This window comes from Mobilicoccus pelagius NBRC 104925 (assembly GCF_000247995.1).
GTDB lineage: Bacteria > Actinomycetota > Actinomycetes > Actinomycetales > Dermatophilaceae > Mobilicoccus > Mobilicoccus pelagius.
Genome location: NZ_BAFE01000094.1, coordinates 39,456 through 57,465, shown reverse-complemented (window position 1 = coordinate 57,465; position 18,010 = coordinate 39,456). Strand labels below are relative to the sequence as shown.

At 73.3% G+C, this 18,010-nt stretch carries 19 protein-coding genes; 12 read left to right on the top strand and 7 right to left on the bottom strand.

The features are described 5' to 3' along the window. Nucleotides 1-319 precede the first annotated feature (319 nt). A complete protein-coding gene (locus MOPEL_RS14640; RefSeq protein WP_009483662.1) occupies nucleotides 320-1,345 on the top strand; it encodes a hypothetical protein in 1,026 nt (341 codons plus the stop codon). Nucleotides 1,346-1,427: 82 nt separating this feature from the next. Here the strand turns inward: MOPEL_RS14640 and MOPEL_RS14635 are convergent, their stop codons facing one another. Further along, the gene (locus tag MOPEL_RS14635) at nucleotides 1,428-2,288 is read right to left on the bottom strand and encodes an HAD family hydrolase (protein ID WP_009483661.1); all 861 of its coding nucleotides are present in this window, start codon (nucleotides 2,286-2,288) and stop codon (nucleotides 1,428-1,430) included. Nucleotides 2,289-2,307: 19 nt separating this feature from the next. Next, a complete protein-coding gene (locus MOPEL_RS14630; protein WP_040634912.1) occupies nucleotides 2,308-3,342 on the bottom strand; it encodes an aspartate-semialdehyde dehydrogenase in 1,035 nt (344 codons plus the stop codon). Between the two features lie 152 nt (nucleotides 3,343-3,494). Here MOPEL_RS14630 and MOPEL_RS14625 point away from each other — a divergent pair, with 152 nt between their 5' ends. The 4 genes from MOPEL_RS14625 (at nucleotide 3,495) to MOPEL_RS14610 (ending at nucleotide 9,033) form a co-directional block, all read left to right on the top strand. Then, nucleotides 3,495-5,375: a Na+/H+ antiporter gene (locus MOPEL_RS14625; protein ID WP_040634911.1), complete on the top strand. Its 1,881-nt coding sequence runs from the start codon at nucleotides 3,495-3,497 to the stop codon at nucleotides 5,373-5,375. Between the two features lie 85 nt (nucleotides 5,376-5,460). Beyond that, nucleotides 5,461-6,057 carry a LiaF domain-containing protein gene (locus MOPEL_RS16235; protein ID WP_169316332.1) on the top strand — a complete coding sequence of 199 codons (597 nt, stop codon included), beginning with the start codon at nucleotides 5,461-5,463 and terminating at the stop codon, nucleotides 6,055-6,057. Between the two features lie 289 nt (nucleotides 6,058-6,346). Further along, nucleotides 6,347-7,252, top strand: a complete 906-nt coding sequence (locus tag MOPEL_RS14615; protein WP_009483657.1) for a hypothetical protein — start codon at nucleotides 6,347-6,349, stop codon at nucleotides 7,250-7,252. A gap of 260 nt (nucleotides 7,253-7,512) precedes the next feature. Further along, nucleotides 7,513-9,033 carry a DHA2 family efflux MFS transporter permease subunit gene (locus MOPEL_RS14610; RefSeq protein WP_051992349.1) on the top strand — a complete coding sequence of 507 codons (1,521 nt, stop codon included), beginning with the start codon at nucleotides 7,513-7,515 and terminating at the stop codon, nucleotides 9,031-9,033. Nucleotides 9,034-9,147: 114 nt separating this feature from the next. On the opposite strand, the gene MOPEL_RS14605 is transcribed toward MOPEL_RS14610, so the two are convergent. After that, the gene (locus tag MOPEL_RS14605) at nucleotides 9,148-9,447 is read right to left on the bottom strand and encodes a hypothetical protein (RefSeq protein ID WP_141631381.1); all 300 of its coding nucleotides are present in this window, start codon (nucleotides 9,445-9,447) and stop codon (nucleotides 9,148-9,150) included. A 26-nt stretch (nucleotides 9,448-9,473) separates the two neighbouring features. Between MOPEL_RS14605 and MOPEL_RS14600 the strand changes: the two genes are divergently transcribed. Then, a complete protein-coding gene (locus MOPEL_RS14600) occupies nucleotides 9,474-10,418 on the top strand; it encodes an NADP-dependent oxidoreductase (RefSeq protein ID WP_009483654.1) in 945 nt (314 codons plus the stop codon). Nucleotides 10,419-10,427: 9 nt separating this feature from the next. Further along, nucleotides 10,428-11,060, top strand: a complete 633-nt coding sequence (locus MOPEL_RS14595; protein ID WP_009483653.1) for a trimeric intracellular cation channel family protein — start codon at nucleotides 10,428-10,430, stop codon at nucleotides 11,058-11,060. A gap of 204 nt (nucleotides 11,061-11,264) precedes the next feature. On the opposite strand, the gene MOPEL_RS14590 is transcribed toward MOPEL_RS14595, so the two are convergent. Then, nucleotides 11,265-11,837, bottom strand: coding sequence for a TIGR01440 family protein (locus tag MOPEL_RS14590; RefSeq protein ID WP_009483652.1), 573 nt, complete (start codon nucleotides 11,835-11,837; stop codon nucleotides 11,265-11,267). A gap of 393 nt (nucleotides 11,838-12,230) precedes the next feature. On the opposite strand from MOPEL_RS14590, the gene MOPEL_RS14585 reads away from it, so the two are divergent. From MOPEL_RS14585 to MOPEL_RS14565, 5 genes are all read left to right on the top strand, one after another. After that, entirely contained in the window at nucleotides 12,231-12,668 is a 438-nt protein-coding gene (locus tag MOPEL_RS14585) for a hypothetical protein (RefSeq protein ID WP_009483651.1), read from the top strand. Further along, entirely contained in the window at nucleotides 12,665-12,967 is a 303-nt protein-coding gene (locus MOPEL_RS14580) for a winged helix-turn-helix domain-containing protein (protein WP_009483650.1), read from the top strand. Before MOPEL_RS14585 ends, MOPEL_RS14580 begins: the two co-directional genes overlap by 4 nt. A gap of 44 nt (nucleotides 12,968-13,011) precedes the next feature. After that, entirely contained in the window at nucleotides 13,012-13,881 is an 870-nt protein-coding gene (locus tag MOPEL_RS14575) for an HAD-IIA family hydrolase (RefSeq protein ID WP_009483649.1), read from the top strand. A 147-nt stretch (nucleotides 13,882-14,028) separates the two neighbouring features. Continuing rightward, nucleotides 14,029-15,366: a YihY/virulence factor BrkB family protein gene (locus MOPEL_RS14570; RefSeq protein ID WP_141631378.1), complete on the top strand. Its 1,338-nt coding sequence runs from the start codon at nucleotides 14,029-14,031 to the stop codon at nucleotides 15,364-15,366. Between the two features lie 446 nt (nucleotides 15,367-15,812). Beyond that, on the top strand, nucleotides 15,813-15,998 hold the full coding sequence (locus MOPEL_RS14565; RefSeq protein WP_009483647.1) for a hypothetical protein: 186 nt from the start codon (nucleotides 15,813-15,815) through the stop codon (nucleotides 15,996-15,998). A gap of 263 nt (nucleotides 15,999-16,261) precedes the next feature. On the opposite strand, the gene MOPEL_RS14560 is transcribed toward MOPEL_RS14565, so the two are convergent. The 3 genes from MOPEL_RS14560 to MOPEL_RS14550 form a co-directional block, all read right to left on the bottom strand. After that, entirely contained in the window at nucleotides 16,262-16,678 is a 417-nt protein-coding gene (locus MOPEL_RS14560) for a DUF1810 domain-containing protein (RefSeq protein WP_009483646.1), read from the bottom strand. Nucleotides 16,679-16,759: 81 nt separating this feature from the next. Beyond that, a complete protein-coding gene (locus MOPEL_RS14555) occupies nucleotides 16,760-17,182 on the bottom strand; it encodes a DUF4440 domain-containing protein (RefSeq protein ID WP_009483645.1) in 423 nt (140 codons plus the stop codon). A 185-nt stretch (nucleotides 17,183-17,367) separates the two neighbouring features. Further along, complete coding sequence (locus MOPEL_RS14550; RefSeq protein ID WP_009483644.1) at nucleotides 17,368-17,997, bottom strand: hypothetical protein; 630 nt, start codon at nucleotides 17,995-17,997, stop codon at nucleotides 17,368-17,370. Nucleotides 17,998-18,010: the final 13 nt, after the last annotated feature.

Genomic DNA, 18,010 nt, shown 5'->3' with positions numbered 1-18,010 from the left:
GGCAGGTGTCCTCGGATCGTGGGGCGGGCCCAGGGGAAGGCCCGTCCGGGGGCGTTGCGGTCGTGCCGTCGTGCAGTGCCGCGGGAGCCGATTCAACCAGGTTCTCCCCCGCGGATGCGGTGGGCCCCGCCGACCGGGGCAGGATCGCAGCCTCGACGAGACCGGCTCGTGACCTTCGTCCCCCGGGCGCGGGCGGGCCGGGGACGGCAGATGCCGGCGGCCCCGGGGAGAGATTCATCGGCTACTCCTCTGCGGCACCACCCCGACGTACGCTGAACCATCCGGCGGCTCGGATGCCGCTGCCGACCAAGGGGATTCGATGCTCGACCGCACTCACCGACCCGCCCGCGCCCGTCTCGCCGGAGCCGTGGCCCTCACCCTCGGCCTCGGTCTCGGTCTCGCCACCGCCGCACCCGCGGACGCGGCCCCGACGACCACCTCCGTCGCCACGAGTGCCACGGCCGCCACGGCCGGGGCGACGGCCGCTCCGGCACTCGCCGCCCGCACACCGCTGCCGCGCAACTGCCTCGCCGAGTACACGACGACGGGCCGTGACGGGATCGTCACCTCGCTCGTCTACGCCGACCGTCGCTTCGCGGCGGCCCCCTACGCGGGGTGGCGCATCTCCCCGGCACCGCGGTTCGTCGAGCCGGTCGGGTTCGACGAAACGGACTCCTCCGCGTCGATGGTCTCCCTCGTCGTGCGCCCAGACGGCGTCATGGAGTCGGTGCGGGTGACGGCCACCCCCGTCGGTGGCGTCGTCGGCACCGACGACACGAGCGTGCCCACGGCCCACGCCGCGACGACGTGGAAGGCCGCGCGTCCCGTCCGCGTCGGACACGGCTGGAACGCCGTCCGCGACATCGCCGTGCCGGGCACGGAGGACGCCCCGTTCCTCTTCGCGCTCCGAGGCGACCGGCTCGACCGGTACGTGTTCGGCCCGAACGCGGCAGGTGACGCCGTCGTCCGCACCGGTCCGCACGCGGCCACGGCCGGGTTCCGCAGCGTGCGATCGCTCACGTGGACCCGGGAGACCACCGTCCGCGGCGCCCGCGCCGACGTCCTCGTCGGCCTCGACGGCGGCCGCCTCGTCGAGTACACGGTGCCCCGCACGGAGCGGCCACGCGTGACGAAGCGCGTCCTCGTGAACCGCGGCTGGGGTTCGGTCTCCCGCGTGGACGCGGGCGCGTGCTTCACGAGCGCCTCCCCGCAGGCCCGGCCGACGCGGTCGGTCCCGATCCTCGGCACCGTCGGCCGCTCGATCCGTCTCTACCTCGACCGTGACTCCCGCAACGGCTCCGGCCGCGACATCGCGAACTACGGGGAGGTCGGCCGCCGCCCCTGACGGCAGCCATCCGGGGCCGTCGTTGCGGTCCCCGCTCCCACGCCCCCGGCCGTTCCTCGACCCCGCTCCTCGGCGCCGCGCGTCACCCGGTGGGGTCGAGGAGGGGCAGGAGGGCGCGGGCGACGCCGTCCTCCGCGTTCGAGCCGCACATGTCGGTCGCGGCGTCGCGCACCTCCGGCGGGGCACCCGCCACCGCGAAGGAGCGTCCGGCCCACGTGAGCATGGGGATGTCGTTCGGCATGTCGCCGAACGCCCACACCTCCGCCGCGTCGATGCCGCGCCCCTCGCACCAGGCGGCGAGGGCGCTCGCCTTGCTCACGCCCGCGGGGCCGATCTCGGCGAGCCCGCACGCGCCGGAGTAGTTGACGACGGCCCGCTCACCGACGACCTCACGCACCCGCTCGAGGAACGCGAGCCCCTCGGGGGTCTCCGGCGAGGGGCCGAGATCGGCGGACGGGTCGTCGGTCGTGAGACGGGCGAGGAGCTTGCCCACGCCGTCGAGCCCGCAGACCTCGGGCCCGTCGAGCGGACCACACGTCGCGCTCGGCCCGGCGAGCGCGAGATCGACCGTCCCGTAGGCCTCCTCGCGGTGCATCCCGCCCGCGTGCTCGAGCGCGAACCCGATGCCCGGGAGCGCCGCGCGCAGGTCGACGACGAGATCACGGACGACGGCGACGTCGAGGAGATCGGTGCGGACCACCTCGCGCGCGTGCACGTCGTAGAGGAACGCGCCGTTGGCGCAGATCGCGTACCCGTGACCGCCGACCGCATCGGCGAGCACGTCGATCCACCGTGGCGGCCGCGCCGTGACGAAGAGGGTCTCGACGCCCCGCTCCCACACGCGCGCGAGCACGTCACGGGTGAACTCCGTGACGTGCCCGTGCGGATCGAGCAGCGTGCCGTCGAGATCGGTGGCGACGAGCCGCGGGGTCGACGTCCTCATCGTCCCAGGGTAGGGCGGATCACCGCCGCTTCAGGAGCTCCTCGGCGACCTGCACCGCGTTGAGCGCCGCGCCCTTGCGGAGGTTGTCGCCGACGACGAAGAGCGAGAGACCCTTGCCCTCGGGCGCGGCCTGGTCGGCGCGCACGCGACCGACGAACACCTCGTCGCGGCCCGTGGCCTCGAGCGGGTTGGGCACGTCGGTGACGACGACGCCCGGCGCCGCGCCGAGCAGCTCGAGGGCACGCTCCGGGGAGAGGTCGCGCTCGAACTCGGCGTGTATCGCGAGGCTGTGCCCGCTGAACACCGGCACCCGGACACACGTGCCCGAGACGCGCAGGTGGGGCGCGTGGAGGATCTTGCGAGACTCGTTGCGGAGCTTCTGCTCCTCGTCGGTCTCGCCCGAGCCGTCGTCGACGAGCGACCCGGCGAGCGCGACGACGTTGAACGCGACCGGCACGGCGTAGATGTTCGGCGCCGGCAGGGCGAGGGCGTCGCCGTGGAGCGCGAGATCCTTGGGGTCGCCCGCGGCGTACCCGGCGCGCAGCTGGGAGTCGAGTTCGACGAGGCCCGCGCCGCCCGAACCGGACACCGCCTGGTAGCTGCTCACGAGGAGACGCACGAGCCCGGCCTCGTCGTGGAGGGGCTTGAGCACGGGCATCGCGGCCATCGTCGTGCAGTTGGGGTTGGCGACGATTCCCTTGGGGATCGAGTCGAGGTCGCCCGCGTTGACCTCGCTCACGACGAGGGGGACGTCGGGGTCCTTGCGCCACGCGCTCGAGTTGTCGACGACGACGGCACCCGCCGCAGCGACCTTGGGCGCGTACTCCTTGCTCGCCGTGCCGCCGTTGGAGAACAGGGCGATGTCGATGCCGGCGAAGTCGGCCGTCGCCGTGTCCTCCACCGTGACCTCGCGGCCGCCGAACGACAGGGTCGTGCCCGCCGATCGCGCGGAGGAGAAGAAACGGACGTCGTCGAGGGGGAAGGCCCGCTCCTCGAGCAGGGTTCGCATGACGTTTCCGACCTGGCCGGTGGCTCCGAAGACAGCAACACGCATGGGCTCAGCGTACGGGTCGTGTCCGCCTGTCGGTACGACCGATTCGAGGGGTGGACGGTGTGTCGCGTCGCCCCACCCCCGTCGCACGCGCCGCCGTCCACCCCGCGACAGCGGGCCGGTGCCGGGCCACGCCTACCCGTACCCTCACGCCCATGGAGGAGTCCGCCGGGTGGTTGCTGATCTTCGTCATCACGGTGATCGTGGTGGCGTCCTGGTGCCGGAGCCGCGGGCTCCCGGCGCCACTCGTGCTCACCGCCCTCGGGCTCGTCGCGAGCTTCCTGCCGTTCCTGCCGCACCCGCCGCTCAGCCCCGACCTCATCCTCACCGGGCTCCTCCCGCCGCTGCTCTACGCGGCGGCGATCCAGGTGAGCCTCCCCGACTTCAAGCACGAGTGGCGGGCGGTGCTCGTCCTCTCCGTCGGACTCGTCATCGTCACGACCCTCGCCGTCGGCGCCGTCGGACTGTGGCTCCTGCCCGTGCCGGCCGCAGTGGCCCTCGCGATGGGCGCCGTCGTCGGCCCGCCCGACGCCGTGGCCGCGACCGCCGTCGGCCGCCGCGTCGGGCTGCCGCGGCGTCTCGTCACCGTCCTCGAGAGCGAATCGCTCGTCAACGACGCGACGGCCATCGTCCTCCTCCACACGACGACCGCGGCGATCGTCGGGCGCGTCACCGCCCGCGACCTCGGACTCGCGTTCGTGCTGTCGATCGTCGGCGGCCTCGTCGTCGGGGTCGTCGTCGCCCGCCTCGTCGGCTGGATGCACGCCCACACCGACGAGCAGGTGACGAGCACCGCGATCTCCCTCATCACCCCGTGGATCGCGTTCCTGCCCGCCGAGGCCGTCCACGGCTCCGGCGTGCTCGCCGTCGTCGTCGCCGGTCTCCTCATCGCGCACGAGTCGCCGGTGCAGCAGAGCGCCACGGCTCGGCTCGCCACCCGCCTCAACTGGAGCACGGTGCAGTTCTTCCTCGAGAACTCCGTGTTCCTCCTCTCCGGCCTCCAGCTCGCGGTCGTCCTCGGTTCACTGCGCGCCTCCCATCTCGGCCGCGGCACGATCACCGCCCTCTGCGTCGCGGTGCTCCTCACCGTCGTCCTCGTGCGGCCCGTGTGGATCTTCGCGATGGCGTGGCTCCTCAACGTGCCCGACCGGCGCGGCGAGAGGATGACGAAGGGTGAGCTCGGCGTCGTCTCCTTCGCCGGCATGCGTGGCGTCGTCACCCTCGCCGCCGTGTTCACCCTCCCGCCCGAGACCCCCCACCGGGAGGTCGTCGAACTCGTCGCGATGGTCGTCGTCGCCGGCACCCTGCTCATCCAGGGGCCGACGCTGCCGATCGTCGCGCGCCGCCTCGGCGCTCAGGGCCCCGACCCGCGCGCCGACGCCCTCCAGGGCAGCGCCGTCCTCCGCCGCGCCGTCGACGCCGGACTCGTCGAGCTCGACCGCATCCAGTCCGACCCCGACACGGCCATCTCCGAGCAGGCCCTCGAGGACCTCCGCGGTCGCGCCACGCGCAGCGTCAACAGCGCGTGGGAGCAGCTCCGCGGCGGCCTCGACGAGAAGGAGATGCCCGGCGAGGCCTACCGGCGCACCCGACTCGCGATCATCGACGTCGAACGCAAGGAGATCCTCCGGGCGCGCGACGCGGGCGAGGCCGACAACGAGGTCCTCGTCCGGATCCTCTCGACGCTCGACCTCGAGGAGTCGATGCTCCTGCGTCTCGAGGAGCGCATGGAACGGTGGTCCGCCGCAGCCGACCTCGTCGCCCCCGAGGGCAGCGGCGGGGGCTGCGAGCACCTCCGCCGCGCCAAGCGCCGCCACCCGCGGCCCCTCAGCGAGACCTGCCTCGAGTGCGAGGAGTCCGGGGACGACCCCGTGCACCTGCGCCTCTGCCTCTCGTGCGGGTACGTCGGCTGCTGCGACTCCTCCGTCGGCCGCCACGCGACCCGCCACTTCGAGGAGACCGGCCACCCCGTCATACGCTCCTTCGAGGACGGCGAGGCCTGGCGCTGGTGCTACGTCGACACGTGCCTGGGTTGACGCGCACCCGGCGACGCCCAGGACGCGGGGATCGACTCCCTGCGCCTCGGGGCACCTCCCCCGGCGGATCCCTATGCTCGGGGACATGAGCGACGCCCACGCCCCCGACGGTCCCCAGGACGTCGTCCCCGGCCGCCCGCACGGAGTACCGTCGAAGGACTCGATGCCGGTGATCCGCCCCGACGGTGTGCAGCCCCCTGCCCCCGCGGTGCGTCACGGCGAGATCGTCGTCCACGACGGCGGCACCCTCCCGGCGGCACCCCCACCGGAGACGCACATCGTCACGGTGTTCGGCGACGCCCGACGCTCCGGCCGGTTCCGCGTCGCTCCCCACACCTCCGTATCCCTCCTGTTCGGCGACCTCACCCTCGACCTCCGGGAGGCGATCCTCGACGCCGACGTCGTCGAGCTCCGCACGGACATGCTGTTCGGCGACGTCCGGCTCGTCGTGCCGCCCGGGGTGGACGTGCAGATGCGGACGACGACGGTCTTCGGCGATGCGACGGTCCACCCGGGCTGCTCCACGGACGTGCCCCACACCCATACCGTCGTCGTCCACGGCGTCACCGTCTTCGGCGACGTCACGGTCCACACCCTCGAGGTCGGCGCACCGATCCCCACGCTCTGGGGCCGCCTCAAGACCCGGTGGGCGCAGACGCGCCGCTCCTCCGGCGGGACGTAGGGGAGAGGCGTCGGTCGCTCGCACCCGGGCAGGGCCGTGGACGAGGACGACGCACCCACCGACGGCCGTGACGACGCGACGAGCGCGGAGCGGCGGGGACGGATCGGACGACTTCTCCGGAGTCCTCCTCCGGCAGGGTCCCCGGCCGCTAAGGTCGACTCACCGTGACACCCCTGACGACCCACCCGGTCGCCGGAGGAGGACACCGCCGGCCGACCTGACGCACGACCGGCCGCGGAACCGTTCACGTCGGGTGCGTCGTCGCGGCGCCCGGACCAGGAGGTGCCCGATGAGCGAGCACGTCGCCGACCCCCGCACGTACATGATCCCGCCCCACCTCGAACGCCTCTGCGACGACACGGCCCTCTTCCCGCCCGGCGACCTCACCCTCGAGGCGGCACTCGCCGCCCACATCGACGGATCCTGGGCGTCCCACCGCGCGTTCCTCGGCCCGCTCATCGCCCCCGCCGACCGCCTCGACGAGCTCGCCGCCCTCACCGCAGACCTTCCCCGGGACGCCCTGTGGTTCGCCCTCACGGCACCCTCGCCCGACGTCCTCGGCGACGCCCTCCGTCAGGCGCTCACCATCCCCGCCGTCTGGCTCGCCGGCGCGGAGGTCGCCCTGACGGACGACGTCACCCCGCGACACCTGCCCCGCCTCCTCGCGACCGCGCTCGACGAGGCCGGGGTGGGCACCACCGAGATCTACGTCGAGGTTCCCCGAGACGAACGACGACCCGACGTGCTCGACGCCCTCGCGGACTCCGACTTCGACGCGAAGTTCCGCACCGGCGGGGTCCACGCCGAGCTCCACCCCGGCGAGGAGGAACTCGCCGACGCCATCCTCGGTGCCGTCACCCGCCACCTGCCGTTCAAGGCCACCGGCGGCCTCCACCGGGCCATCCGCCACACCGACCCCGCGACCGGTTTCGAGCGGCACGGGTTCTGCAACCTCTTCCTCGCCGTCGACGCCGCACGTCAGGGCGTCGACACCGACCGCGGCGGACTACGCGAGCACCTCGTCGAGATCCTCGCCGACCGCGACGGGGCCGAGGTCGGCCGACGCATCCGAGCCCTCGAAGCCTCACGGGCGATGGTCGTCCGCGCCTCCTTCACCTCGTTCGGGTCCAGCGACGTGAAGGCCCCCCTCGCCGACCTCGTCGCCCTCGGCCTCGTCGACGCGCCCACTCCCTGACCCGGCCGGGCGATCCCACCGGCCGACCCGACCGACCACGCCCCGCCCCCTCGGCCGACCACCTGCGCCCTCCCGCGCCCGACACCGCGACCGGTCACACCGCGCGACGGCCGAACCCACGCGCGTCCGGCCGTGTCCGCGACGCATGCCCCCGCGGGCGTACCCTGCAACGTCGGGGACACGTCCCCCATCGGTGTGCGCGCCGTCGCCCGCACGCCGCCCACCACACGACGACCGACGGAGGGCCCGTGGCCGAGAACATGTCGACGGGCGGGACGACCCCGCCCGCCCCGCAGCCCCGCCAGGGTCACCCGGCCGAGGACGGCGCCCCCGAGAACCCGTGGCCCGCCCTGTGGGCGCTCGTCCTGGGGTTCTTCATGATCCTCGTCGACTCGACGATCGTCTCGATCGCGACGCCCGCGCTCATGTCGCACTTCCACGCCGGCATCACCGAGGTGCTGTGGGTGACGAGCGCCTACCTCCTCGCCTACGCCGTCCCGCTCCTCATCACGGGCCGTCTCGGCGACCTCGTCGGCCCCAAGCGCGTCTACATCGCCGGTCTCGCCGTGTTCACCCTGTCCTCGCTGTGGTGCGGACTCACCGGGTCGATCACCGGCCTCGTCGTCGCCCGCGTCGTCCAGGGACTCGGCGCCTCGCTCATGACGCCGCAGACGATGTCTGTCATCACTCGCACGTTCCCGCCGGACCGCCGCGGCGGCGCCATGGCCCTGTGGGGTGCGACGGCCGGCATCGCCGCCCTCGTCGGCCCGATCCTCGGCGGGTTCCTCATCGACGCCCTCGGCTGGGAGTGGATCTTCTTCGTCAACGTGCCCGTAGGCGTCCTCGGGATGGTCCTCGCCTGGCGACTCGTCCCCGACCTCACCACCCACGCCCGCAGCTTCGACTGGGTCGGCGTCACCCTCTCGGCCGTGGGCCTCTTCTGCGGCGTGTTCGCCCTCCAGGAGGGCTCGACCTACGACTGGGGCACGATCGTCGGCCCGATCTCCGTGCCGCTGCTCCTCGCCGTCGGCACCGTCCTCCTCGTCGCGTTCGTGTGGTGGCAGTCGCGGGTGCGCACCGAGCCGCTCGTGCCGCTCTCCCTGTTCCGCGACCGCAACTTCTCCCTGTCGAACATCGCGATCACCGCGGTCGGGTTCTCCGTCACGGCGTTCGCGTTCCCGTTCACGATCTACGCCCAGGCCGTTCGCGGCCTCCCGCCGACGGGCGCGGCGCTGCTGCTCGCCCCGCAGGCCGTGATGTCGCTCGTCCTCGCCCGCCCCGTCGGCAAGCTCGTCGACAACACCCACCCGCGCATCCTCGCGGGCATCGGCATCCTCGGCTGGTCGGTGAGCATCTTCGCGCTCACCCGCCTCATGGTCCCCGGGTCGCCTACATGGGCGATCCTCCTGAACGCGGTCGCGATCGGCACGTTCAGCTCGCTGGTGTGGGGCCCGCTCGCGACGTCCGCGAGCCGCAACCTGCCCCGCGAGCTCGCGGGCGCCGGCTCCGGCGTCTACAACACGACCCGCCAGATCGGCTCCGTCCTCGGCAGCGCCGCGATCGCCGCGCTCATGCAGGCACGCATCGCCGCCCGCCTCCCCGGCGCCGGAGAAGGGGCCGGGGCCGCGGCGATGGGCGGCGGCGGTGGCGCCATGCCCCCGGCCGTGGCCGACCAGTTCGCCCGGGCACTCGCCGAGACGATGCTCCTGCCTGCCACCGTCCTGCTCATCGCGTGGGTCGCGGCGCTCTTCTACCAGCGGCCCCGCCACCTCGCGCACTGACCCGCACCACCGCCCCCGCCCCCGGTCGTCCGCCGTGCCGATGCCGGGGTGACGGGCCGTCGAGGTGCGGGCGCGTGCGACGTCATCGGTGATCGCAGTTCGGGCCCGCAGACCTCAGCCGCGGGTCGCGTTCCGCCGCTCCTCGACGTCGTCGCTGATCGCCCGCTGGTACCCGTCGAGGTCGGTGATGATCCCGACGATCCCGTCGATGCCCTCGATGGCGCTCTGCGCATCGGCGCGGGTGGCCTCGACCTGCGAGACGATGTCGCTCGTCGCGTCCGAGGTCTCGTCGGCGAGGTCCTCGACCCGCCCCAGGACGGCACGCTCCCGCCGGTCCGAGAACGTCGGGCACCCCCGCCGCCCTCGCGCGGCCGCCCGCGGCGACACCGCACTGCGAGGGGGGGTTGGGTTCACGGCGGGGGACGCGCGAGAATCGGGGCATGCGTGCAGCCGTGATCCACCGCTTCGGCGGCCCAGAGGAGTTCGAGATCGAGGATCTCCCCACCCCCACCGCAGGCGAGGGCGAGGTGGTCGTGCGGGTGACGCACGCCGCCGTCAACCCCCTCGACTTCAAGATCCGTGACGGCTCATCCGGCATGGCCGCGCAGCTGCGCGACGAGGACTTCCCCCTCGTGCTCGGCCGCGAGTGCGCAGGCGTCGTCCACGAGGTCGGCGAGGGCGTCACCGACTTCGCCCCCGGCGACCGCGTCTTCGGCATGGCGCCGCCCGACCACAAGGGCCACTGCTACGCCGAGTTCGTCTCCATGCCCGCCTCGGCACTCGCCCACTCCCCCGCCGGGGTCGACGACGTCGTCCTCGCCGGGCTCTCCCTCGTCGGGCTCACCGCGTGGATCGCCGTCGAGGACCTCGCCAAGGTGGGCTCCGACGACGTCGTCCTCGTCCACGGCGGCGGTGGCGGCGTCGGATTCATGGCCGTGCAGCTCGCCAAGGAGGCGGGCGCGAAGGTGTACGCGACGGCCTCGGCCCGCAACGCCGACCGGCTCCAGGCCGTGGGCGCCACGCCGATCGACTACGCGCGCGACGACTTCACGCAGGTCACCCCGCGTCCAAGCGTCATCGTGGACTGCGTCTACTTCGACACGTACGAGCCGTCGATGGACCACCTCGCCGACGGCGGGCGCCTCGTGCTCCTGCCCTCCCTCGCCGACGTCCGCCCCGCCAAGGAGCGCGGCATCGACGTCTCGATCCCCCGCGTCGCGCCCGACCGCACCCGCCTCGACGCGCTGGCCACGGCCGTCGCCGAGGGCCGCCTCACCCTCACCGTCGCCGACGTCCTCCCCCTCGCGGAGGTCGCCGAGGCGCACCGCATCGTCGAGAGGGGCCACACCCCGGGCAAGATCGTGCTCCGCGTCGCGGGTGAGTGAGCGGGGCGCGTGAGCCTGCTCCTCGCGGTCGACCTCCTCGGGGTCTTCTGCTTCGCCCTGTCGGGCTGTCTCCTCGCCGCGAGCCGACGGTTCGACGTCTTCGGGTCGTTCCTCCTCGGGCTGCTCACCGGGCTCGGTGGCGGGATCATCCGTGACGTCATCCTCGACGGGTTCGTCCCTACGGCGTTCGACCGGCCCGTCTACCTCCTCGCACCGCTCATCGCGACCGTCGTCGTACGGCTCGGGTGGCTCACGCCAGGACGGTTCCGCCGCACGCTCCTCCTCTTCGACGCCGGGGGGCTCGCCCTCTTCTGCGTGAGCGGCACGCTCATCGCCCTGCGCCACGGCCTCAACCCCGTCGGCGCGACGCTCATGGGCGTGACGACCGTCATTGGCGGCGGCCTCCTCCGCGACATCGTCGCCCGCGAGGTCCCCCAGGTCGTCCGCGTCGACGGGGGCCTCTACGCCGCGCCCGCCACCGTCGGCGCCGCGCTCGTCGCCACCTCGGCCACGCTCGGGCTCAACCCGCACCTGCGGGTCGGCCCGGGAGAACTCCTCGTCATCGCCCTCGTCTTCGGCATCCGCGGCCTCGCACTCCGACACGACTGGCAACTCCCGCACGCCGGCCCGTCCGCGACGTAGCGGCGGGACATCGCCGGGACGCGGCGCCGAGCTGGGGGACGCGAGACGCGCCCGATTGGCCTGACGAGCGGATCCTCGCACTCACGACGGCGTCGGCGCGTCCTCGACGAGAACGACCTCGCCTCGACGGCGTGGACGCCGCGGCCGGCGAGATGTCGAGAGGCGTCACCGGCGTCGGATCGGCCCGACGCGTGCCGGTGCCGTTCAGAGCCGGTACTCGGCCCGCTCCCCACCGACGAGCTTGGGGCGGCTGCGCAGGGCGGTGACGCGGGCGTCGCCGACCTCCCGCGTCCCGAGACGGACGGGGATCTGGACGAACCGCACGTGCATGCCGACCTCGGTGTCGCCGATGTCGAGGCCCGCGTCGGCGACGACGTGCTCGACCATGACCGGGTCGTCGGCCGCCTCGAACGCCGCCCGGCACACCGCGCCACCCGCGCGGAGGGCGGGGACGACGGTGACGACCTCGAGGCGTTCGGCGCGAGCGTGGTCGCGCTCGACGACGAGCGCACGGTTGATGTGCTCGCAGCCCTGCACGGCGAGCTGCACGCCCTTCTCGGCGACGACGGGGCGGATGCCCGCGATCACGGCCTCACCGATCTCGGTGCTGCCCGCCTTGCCGATGCGTTCCCCGCGGATCTCGCTGCTGCTCGCACCGAGCACGACGAGGCCACCCGGGGGCACGGAGGCGATGTCGAGGAGTTCCCGCATCGCGTCGGCGGCACGGTCGCGGATGCGGACGAGGTCGAGGTCGAGGGGCTCCGTCGCGTCGTTCATGTCCCCAGTCTCGCGCGCCGCGTCCCCGTCGGCCCCCGTAACCCGACCCTCCGTCATACAGCGATGCGGCGGCGCCCTCGACCCCGCCCCGAACGTGCTGGTCGGAAAGTCGGGGCCAGGCGCATGGTGTGCGCCGACGCGATCGCTGCATGACGGAGGGGGCACCTTCCTTCGACCTGTGCATAGCAACTACTTTCCCTTTCGGAAAGTAGTTGCTATGGTTCAGGAACGTTCACGAGAACACGGGGACGCCCGACGAGCAAAGGACTCGCCACGATCAGGCACAGCACCTCCGCCGCCCGCACTGCTCGCCGCCCGCACTGCTCGCCGCCCACGCCGTCTCGCGCCTCGGCCGCCGACCCCGCCGACACCCTGCCGAGGAGAGGACCCACGATGACCGGCCCCACCCGCCCCACCCCCGAGGAGGCCCGCCGCGCCCTCGACGAGGCCTCCGGCCTGCGCGTGGTCACCGACCGTGACCTGCGCACCCTGCCCCGGGTACTCCTCGGCGTGGGCGCCGCCATGGCAGTACTGCTCCTGCTCATCAAGGCCCTCGGCGACAACCCGTGGGGGTTCGCCTTCGCCATCGGGGCCTACGTGCTCGCCCTGGCCGTCCTCATGACGTGGCAGACCACCGTCGCCGCCTCACCCCGTGGATACGGACTGAGGTACGGACTCGGCGTCGCCGGCGCGTCGGCGATGTACGGACTCGGGTGCGCGCTCGTGCCGCAGGGGGTGTCGTGGTCGCTCGCCGCACTGCTCGCTCTGCTCACCTTCCTCCCCACGTTCCTCGGGGCACGGTCCATCGCCCGGCTGGGGCGGACGCGATGACCCTCGAACACGCACGCCACCGCCTCGACGAGACGATTCACGCGCCGGTGCGGTTCAGCATCGTCGCGGCGCTCGCCAAGATCGACCAAGCCGAGTTCAAGGCCGTGCGCGACGCGATCGAGGTGAGCGACTCGGTGCTCTCCAAGCAGGCGTCGGCACTGGAGGCGGCGGGATACGTGCGGATCAAGAAGGGATACGTCGGTAAACGCCCCCGCACGTGGTTGTCCCTCACCCCCGAAGGGCGCGCGGCGTTCGAGTCCCACCTCACCGCGCTGCGGGAGATCGCCGGCGGCGCGTAGCGAGGTGCGCCGCGGGCAGCGCCGAGACGGGGGACACTGGAGGCATGGCGATCTCCCCCCCACCCGCGAACGCGGCCCCCGTCGACTCCTGGCTCACCGACATGGACGGTGTCCTCGTCCATGAGGAGGACGCCATCCCGGGCGCCGCCGAGTTCATCGAGGCCCTCAAGAGCCACGGGCTCAGGTTCCAGGTGCTCACGAACAACTCGATCTACACGCCGCGCGACCTGCGGGCGCGACTCCTCGCGAGCGGCATCGACGTGCCGGAGGACGCGATCTGGACCTCCGCCCTCGCCACCGCCCGGTTCCTCGCCGACCAGCGACCGAACGGCTCCGCCTACGTCATCGGCGAGGCCGGACTCACCACGGCGCTCTACGAGGTCGGGTACACGATGAGCTCCCGCAACCCCGACTACGTCGTCCTCGGCGAGACCCGCACGTACTCCTTCGAGGCGATCACGACGGCGATCCGCCTCATCGACTGCGGCGCCCGGTTCATCGCGACGAACCCGGACGTCTCCGGACCCTCCCCCTCGGGCAAGCTCCCCGCGACCGGCAGCGTCGCCGCCCTCATCACCGCGGCGACCGACCGGACCCCCTACTACGTGGGCAAGCCCAACCCGCTCATGATGCGCACGGCGCTCAACCGCATCGAGGCCCACTCGGAACACACCGTGATGATCGGCGACCGCATGGACACCGACGTCATCAGCGGCCTCGAGGTCGGCATGCGCACCGTCCTCGTCCTCTCCGGCTCGACGAGCGAGAACGAGGTCGAGCGGTACCCGTTCCGCCCCACGCGCGTCGCCGACTCCATCGCCGACGTCGTCGACCTCGTCCACGAACGCGTCCGCCCCGAGGACGCCGAGAACGACGGCGACGAGAACGAGGAGGGCACGGACTCGGGCAGCTGAGCCGCCCCGCGCCCCTGCCGTCACACCTCGCGACGAGCGTCGTCGCCACCTCGGCACGCCCCTCGCCGCACGTCTCGACGTCCCTCACGCGGCGTGCCGCAGGCGCCGTGATGTGCCGTGAGCGCCCACGCTGGCTACGTTTGTCCCATGGCGACCGCGTACAGCGACACCGACAATCACGCCGGACCCCCCGCCACGGGGGCGCCCGCGTCGACCCACGACGACACCTCGGGGGGTGAACCGGCCCCCAAGAAGTTCATCGAGAAGGTCAAGGAATCCCGCCCCGTGCGGGCCTTCATGCGCTTCGGCAAGGCCCGTGGCGGCCTCCTCGCCGGCGGCATCGCCTACACGTCGCTGTTCTCCATCGTGTCGGCGCTGACGATCGCGTGGACGGTGTTCGCCGCGACGTTGGGCGACGACCCGGCGCTGCGTGAACAGGTCATCGAGGCCGTCAACAAGGCGCTGCCGGGGATCCTCAAGGACTCCTCCGGCTCGGGCATGATCGACCCGAACTCGCTCGTGCTCGAGACCGCCCTCAACCCGGCGTCGATCGTCGCCGCGCTCGTCCTGCTGTGGAGCGCCATCGGGTTGATGTCGAACATCCGCTCCACCATCCAGGCGATGTTCGGGATCATCGCCCCGGCCGAGAACTTCGCCGTCGCCAAGCTGCGAGACCTCCTCGGGTTCGTCGTCATGGCCCTCGGCATCGTCCTCTCCTCGTTGCTCGGCGGAGCGGCGACGACGATGGGCTCCACGGTCCTCGGCTGGATCGGCCTCGGCGACAACCCCGTCACCGGGTTCCTCCTGCGGGCGCTCGGGTTCGTCATCGCCGCCTCCGTCGCCGCCCTCACGTTCGCGTTCCTCTTCCGCGTCACCGCCGCCGTGCGGCCGCTCAAGAAGGACCTGTGGCTCGGCTCCGCACTCGGCGGCGTCGCCGTCACGGTCGTCCTCACGCTCGGCACGAGCATCGTCAAGTCCGCGAGCGACAACCCGCTGCTCGCCGCGTCGGCCGCGCTCGTCACGCTGCTCCTCTTCGTCAACCTCCTCGCGCAGGTGCTCATGCTCGTCTCGGCGTTCACGGCCAACCCGCCGTCGCCCGACGTGCCGCAGTCGCCGGAGGAGGTCCACTTCCACGAGACGCCGAACTTCGTCACCCTGTCGGACCCGAGCACCCTCGACTGGAAGCACCAGGACGTCACCGGCCAGATCGACGTCGACGAGACCCTCCGCCCCGGCTACCGCAAGCCCAAGAGCCGCGATCGTCGCCCCGGCGACCACGACGTCCGCCCCGACGGCCAGCCGATGGAGGTCCTCGCGAGCCCCTGGTCGGTGGGTCGCATCCGTCGCCGTGCCCGCCGCCACGAGCGCGCCGCGGTCGAGCTCCGCGCCCAGCTCGGCCAGCGTCCCCGCACCGAGGCCGCCGAGGCCGCCTACTGGACGAAGCGCGGCGTCACGGGCACCCGGCGCCGCAAGCGCACCTCCTGACGCGCCGGCCCGCACGACGAACGCGCCCCCTGCTCGCCGCGGGGGGCGCGTTCGCGTGCGAGGAGACGTCCGTGACGGCATGCCCCGGGGGTACCACCCGCGCGGAGGACGGCTGCCTCGTCACGGGATCGGACGCGGGTGTGGTGTGGTGCGGGTCAGGTGAGGACGAAGTGATGGACCTCGGTGACGTGCGGCAGGGCCGACGCCCGTGTCGTCGACGGGTCCGAAGTGCTGCGTCACGGCCTCGGCGACGGCGGCGCGGATGCGCGCACGGTCGGGCTCGGGGCGGGCGAGGTAGTAGCTGCGCGTCGTGACGAGGTCGGCGAGGTCGCGGGTCGTGAGTCGCCACTCCCACCGGAACGTCCGCGACTCACGACCGGTGAACGCGCCGGTGACGGCGGCGACCGCGACCCCCCCCCCAGCCCCGTGTCCTCACCGGTGCCGACATGGGCCTCGAGACCGGATCGTGGCGTGCGGAGTTCGTCGAGCATGTCGCTGCTCGGATCGACCGCGACGACCTCACGCCCGAGGTCGAGGAGGACGCCGGTGAGCGTGCCCGTGCCGCACCGACGTCGGCCACCGTGCCCGCGGGGGCGTCGGCGAGCGCCCACGCGACGGCCTCGCGCAGGTAGGTGGGGCGGAGCCGCTCGTCGTCGGCACCGCCCTCGGCGAACGCGGATCCCAGGCGGCGACGCTCGTCCGCGATGCTCGAGGACTCGACGCTACCGGGCCCGCGGCCCGGCCCGAACTGCGATCACCGGTGAGGATGTGGTCGGGGCGTGAGGAGGGGATGGGTGGGAAACCGCAGGTCAGCGCGCTGGGCCCGCAGGGCCCTCGTCACCGCCGCGCATCGGTGATCGTCGTTCGGGCCGCCGACCGCGTCGGCGGGGCGGGTTCAGAGGCGACGGAGGGTCTCGGGGTCGCGCTCGCCGTCGTAGAACGTGTCGAGGACGTCGGCGAACAGGGCGCGGTCCTCGCCGTCGGCGGCGGCCTCGAAGAGGGTCGCCGAGCTGCGGAACTTCATCGCGTCGATGCCGCCGAAAAGGGCGACCGGGTCGGCGACGCCGGAGCCGAGCGCCGCCTGCGTCGCCTCACGGAGGCGGGGGCCGAGGACGGGGTGGGCGAGGTAGGCGCGGGCCTCGTCGAGGTCGGCGATCGCGTACCGCTGCGCCATCGGGCTGCGGCCCAGGCCGCTGATCTGCGGGAACACGAACCACATCCAGTGGCTGCGCTTGTGTCCCCGCCGCAGCTCCGCGAGCGCCGTGTCGTACGTGCCGTCCTGGGCCTCCACGAACCGTTCGAGATCACTCATGGGGCCAGTCTCCGCGACCGGTTGCGCGCGGGCAGCACGAGACGGGGCCGACACGGCGCCGACACGGCGAGGGGCGAGGCGTTACATCGGTCGGACGACGACGGTTCCCTGGTGGCGGAGGGCCTGCCACCCGGCCTGGGTGCGGCGCCAGAGGGTCGTGCGGCGGGAGAGGCGGTCGCCCTGGTGGAGGAGGTAGGCCGCCTCCCACAGGTCGGGGGCGAGTTCGGTGACCGCGAACTCCTCGACGCGCCAGGTGTCGTCGTCGCCGTGGTCGCCGGTGACGTAGCGGTGGAGGGTGCGGGCGAGGTACTCCTCCCGCTCGGTGCGGATCCCCGAGGCCCCGATGTGGATCACGCCCGGCGCGAGGAGTGCCTCGAAGTGGGCACGGTCGGCGTCGCGGGGTTCGCGATGGGTGAGGGGTTCGCGGGCCCGCAGCTGCTCGGCGACCCGGGCGTCACCCCCGTCCCGGTCCCCGACCCCGTCAGGACGCATCGACGTCGTCATCCGGACCACCTCTCCTCGGCTCGCGTCGGCCGGCCTCGCGCGCAACGCTCCCGGCCGGGTGGCTCGATGCGCGTGGGGGTCGGTTCCTCCTGCGGCCATGAGACCACGTCCGGGGTGCGCCCCGGCGGACGCGCGCGCTCACGGCGCCCCCACTCCGACCCTGTCGGATTCCCTCGCCGGTGCGGTCAGAGCTCGTCGAGGAGGGCGGGCTTGCGGGCGAGACGCACGAGGGCGGCGGCGTGGGAGGCGAACTCGTCCGGGTCGACGAGAGCGGCGAGGCCCTCGGCGTCCTCGGGGAGGCCCGCCAGGCGAGCCCCCTTGATCACCAGCGGATCCGCCACCGGCCGCACGCCGGGCCACACGGCCTGGACCTCCCGCAGGAAGATCGACGCACCCGTCGGGCCGATACCGGTGAACTCCTGGAGCAGGCGGGCGGTGCGGGCCGGGTCGCCTCCGGCCTCGTCGCGGAGTTCGCGCAGGTCGTCGTGCCACCGGTCGCGGATCAGCGTGGCCGCCTCGCCGAGACGGGTGGCGGTGGACTCGTCGTACCGCCGGTAGCCGCCGCGGCCGAGGGCGACGACCCGCGCCCGACGGGCACTCGCCCGCATCGCCTCGGGGGTGCGCCAGCCCGCCTTCCACAGTTCCCGCGCGGTCGCGAGCGCGACCCCCGACCCGATCCGCGTCGAGAGGAGCAGGGAGAGCACGAGCAGTTGCCACAGCGGGGCGGGCTCGTCGCGCAGGGTGATCCCGGCCTCGGCGGCGAAGGTCTCCCGGTGGCGGTCGAGCAGCGTCCGGGCGGTCTCGGCAGGCGTCATGCCTCCTCACCTA

Bases quoted from the DNA above. Each gene is read 5' to 3' on its own strand.
- MOPEL_RS14640 (WP_009483662.1), top strand. From the start codon at position 320: ATGCTCGACCGCACTCACCGACCCGCCCGCGCCCGTCTCGCCGGAGCC.
- MOPEL_RS14635 (WP_009483661.1), bottom strand. From the start codon at position 2,288: ATGAGGACGTCGACCCCGCGGCTCGTCGCCACCGATCTCGACGGCACG.
- MOPEL_RS14630 (WP_040634912.1), bottom strand. From the start codon at position 3,342: ATGCGTGTTGCTGTCTTCGGAGCCACCGGCCAGGTCGGAAACGTCATG.
- MOPEL_RS14625 (WP_040634911.1), top strand. From the start codon at position 3,495: ATGGAGGAGTCCGCCGGGTGGTTGCTGATCTTCGTCATCACGGTGATC.
- MOPEL_RS16235 (WP_169316332.1), top strand. From the start codon at position 5,461: ATGAGCGACGCCCACGCCCCCGACGGTCCCCAGGACGTCGTCCCCGGC.
- MOPEL_RS14615 (WP_009483657.1), top strand. From the start codon at position 6,347: ATGAGCGAGCACGTCGCCGACCCCCGCACGTACATGATCCCGCCCCAC.
- MOPEL_RS14610 (WP_051992349.1), top strand. From the start codon at position 7,513: ATGTCGACGGGCGGGACGACCCCGCCCGCCCCGCAGCCCCGCCAGGGT.
- MOPEL_RS14600 (WP_009483654.1), top strand. From the start codon at position 9,474: ATGCGTGCAGCCGTGATCCACCGCTTCGGCGGCCCAGAGGAGTTCGAG.
- MOPEL_RS14590 (WP_009483652.1), bottom strand. From the start codon at position 11,837: ATGAACGACGCGACGGAGCCCCTCGACCTCGACCTCGTCCGCATCCGC.
- MOPEL_RS14585 (WP_009483651.1), top strand. From the start codon at position 12,231: ATGACCGGCCCCACCCGCCCCACCCCCGAGGAGGCCCGCCGCGCCCTC.
- MOPEL_RS14580 (WP_009483650.1), top strand. From the start codon at position 12,665: ATGACCCTCGAACACGCACGCCACCGCCTCGACGAGACGATTCACGCG.
- MOPEL_RS14575 (WP_009483649.1), top strand. From the start codon at position 13,012: ATGGCGATCTCCCCCCCACCCGCGAACGCGGCCCCCGTCGACTCCTGG.
- MOPEL_RS14570 (WP_141631378.1), top strand. From the start codon at position 14,029: ATGGCGACCGCGTACAGCGACACCGACAATCACGCCGGACCCCCCGCC.
- MOPEL_RS14565 (WP_009483647.1), top strand. From the start codon at position 15,813: ATGGGCCTCGAGACCGGATCGTGGCGTGCGGAGTTCGTCGAGCATGTC.
- MOPEL_RS14560 (WP_009483646.1), bottom strand. From the start codon at position 16,678: ATGAGTGATCTCGAACGGTTCGTGGAGGCCCAGGACGGCACGTACGAC.
- MOPEL_RS14555 (WP_009483645.1), bottom strand. From the start codon at position 17,182: ATGACGACGTCGATGCGTCCTGACGGGGTCGGGGACCGGGACGGGGGT.
- MOPEL_RS14550 (WP_009483644.1), bottom strand. From the start codon at position 17,997: ATGACGCCTGCCGAGACCGCCCGGACGCTGCTCGACCGCCACCGGGAG.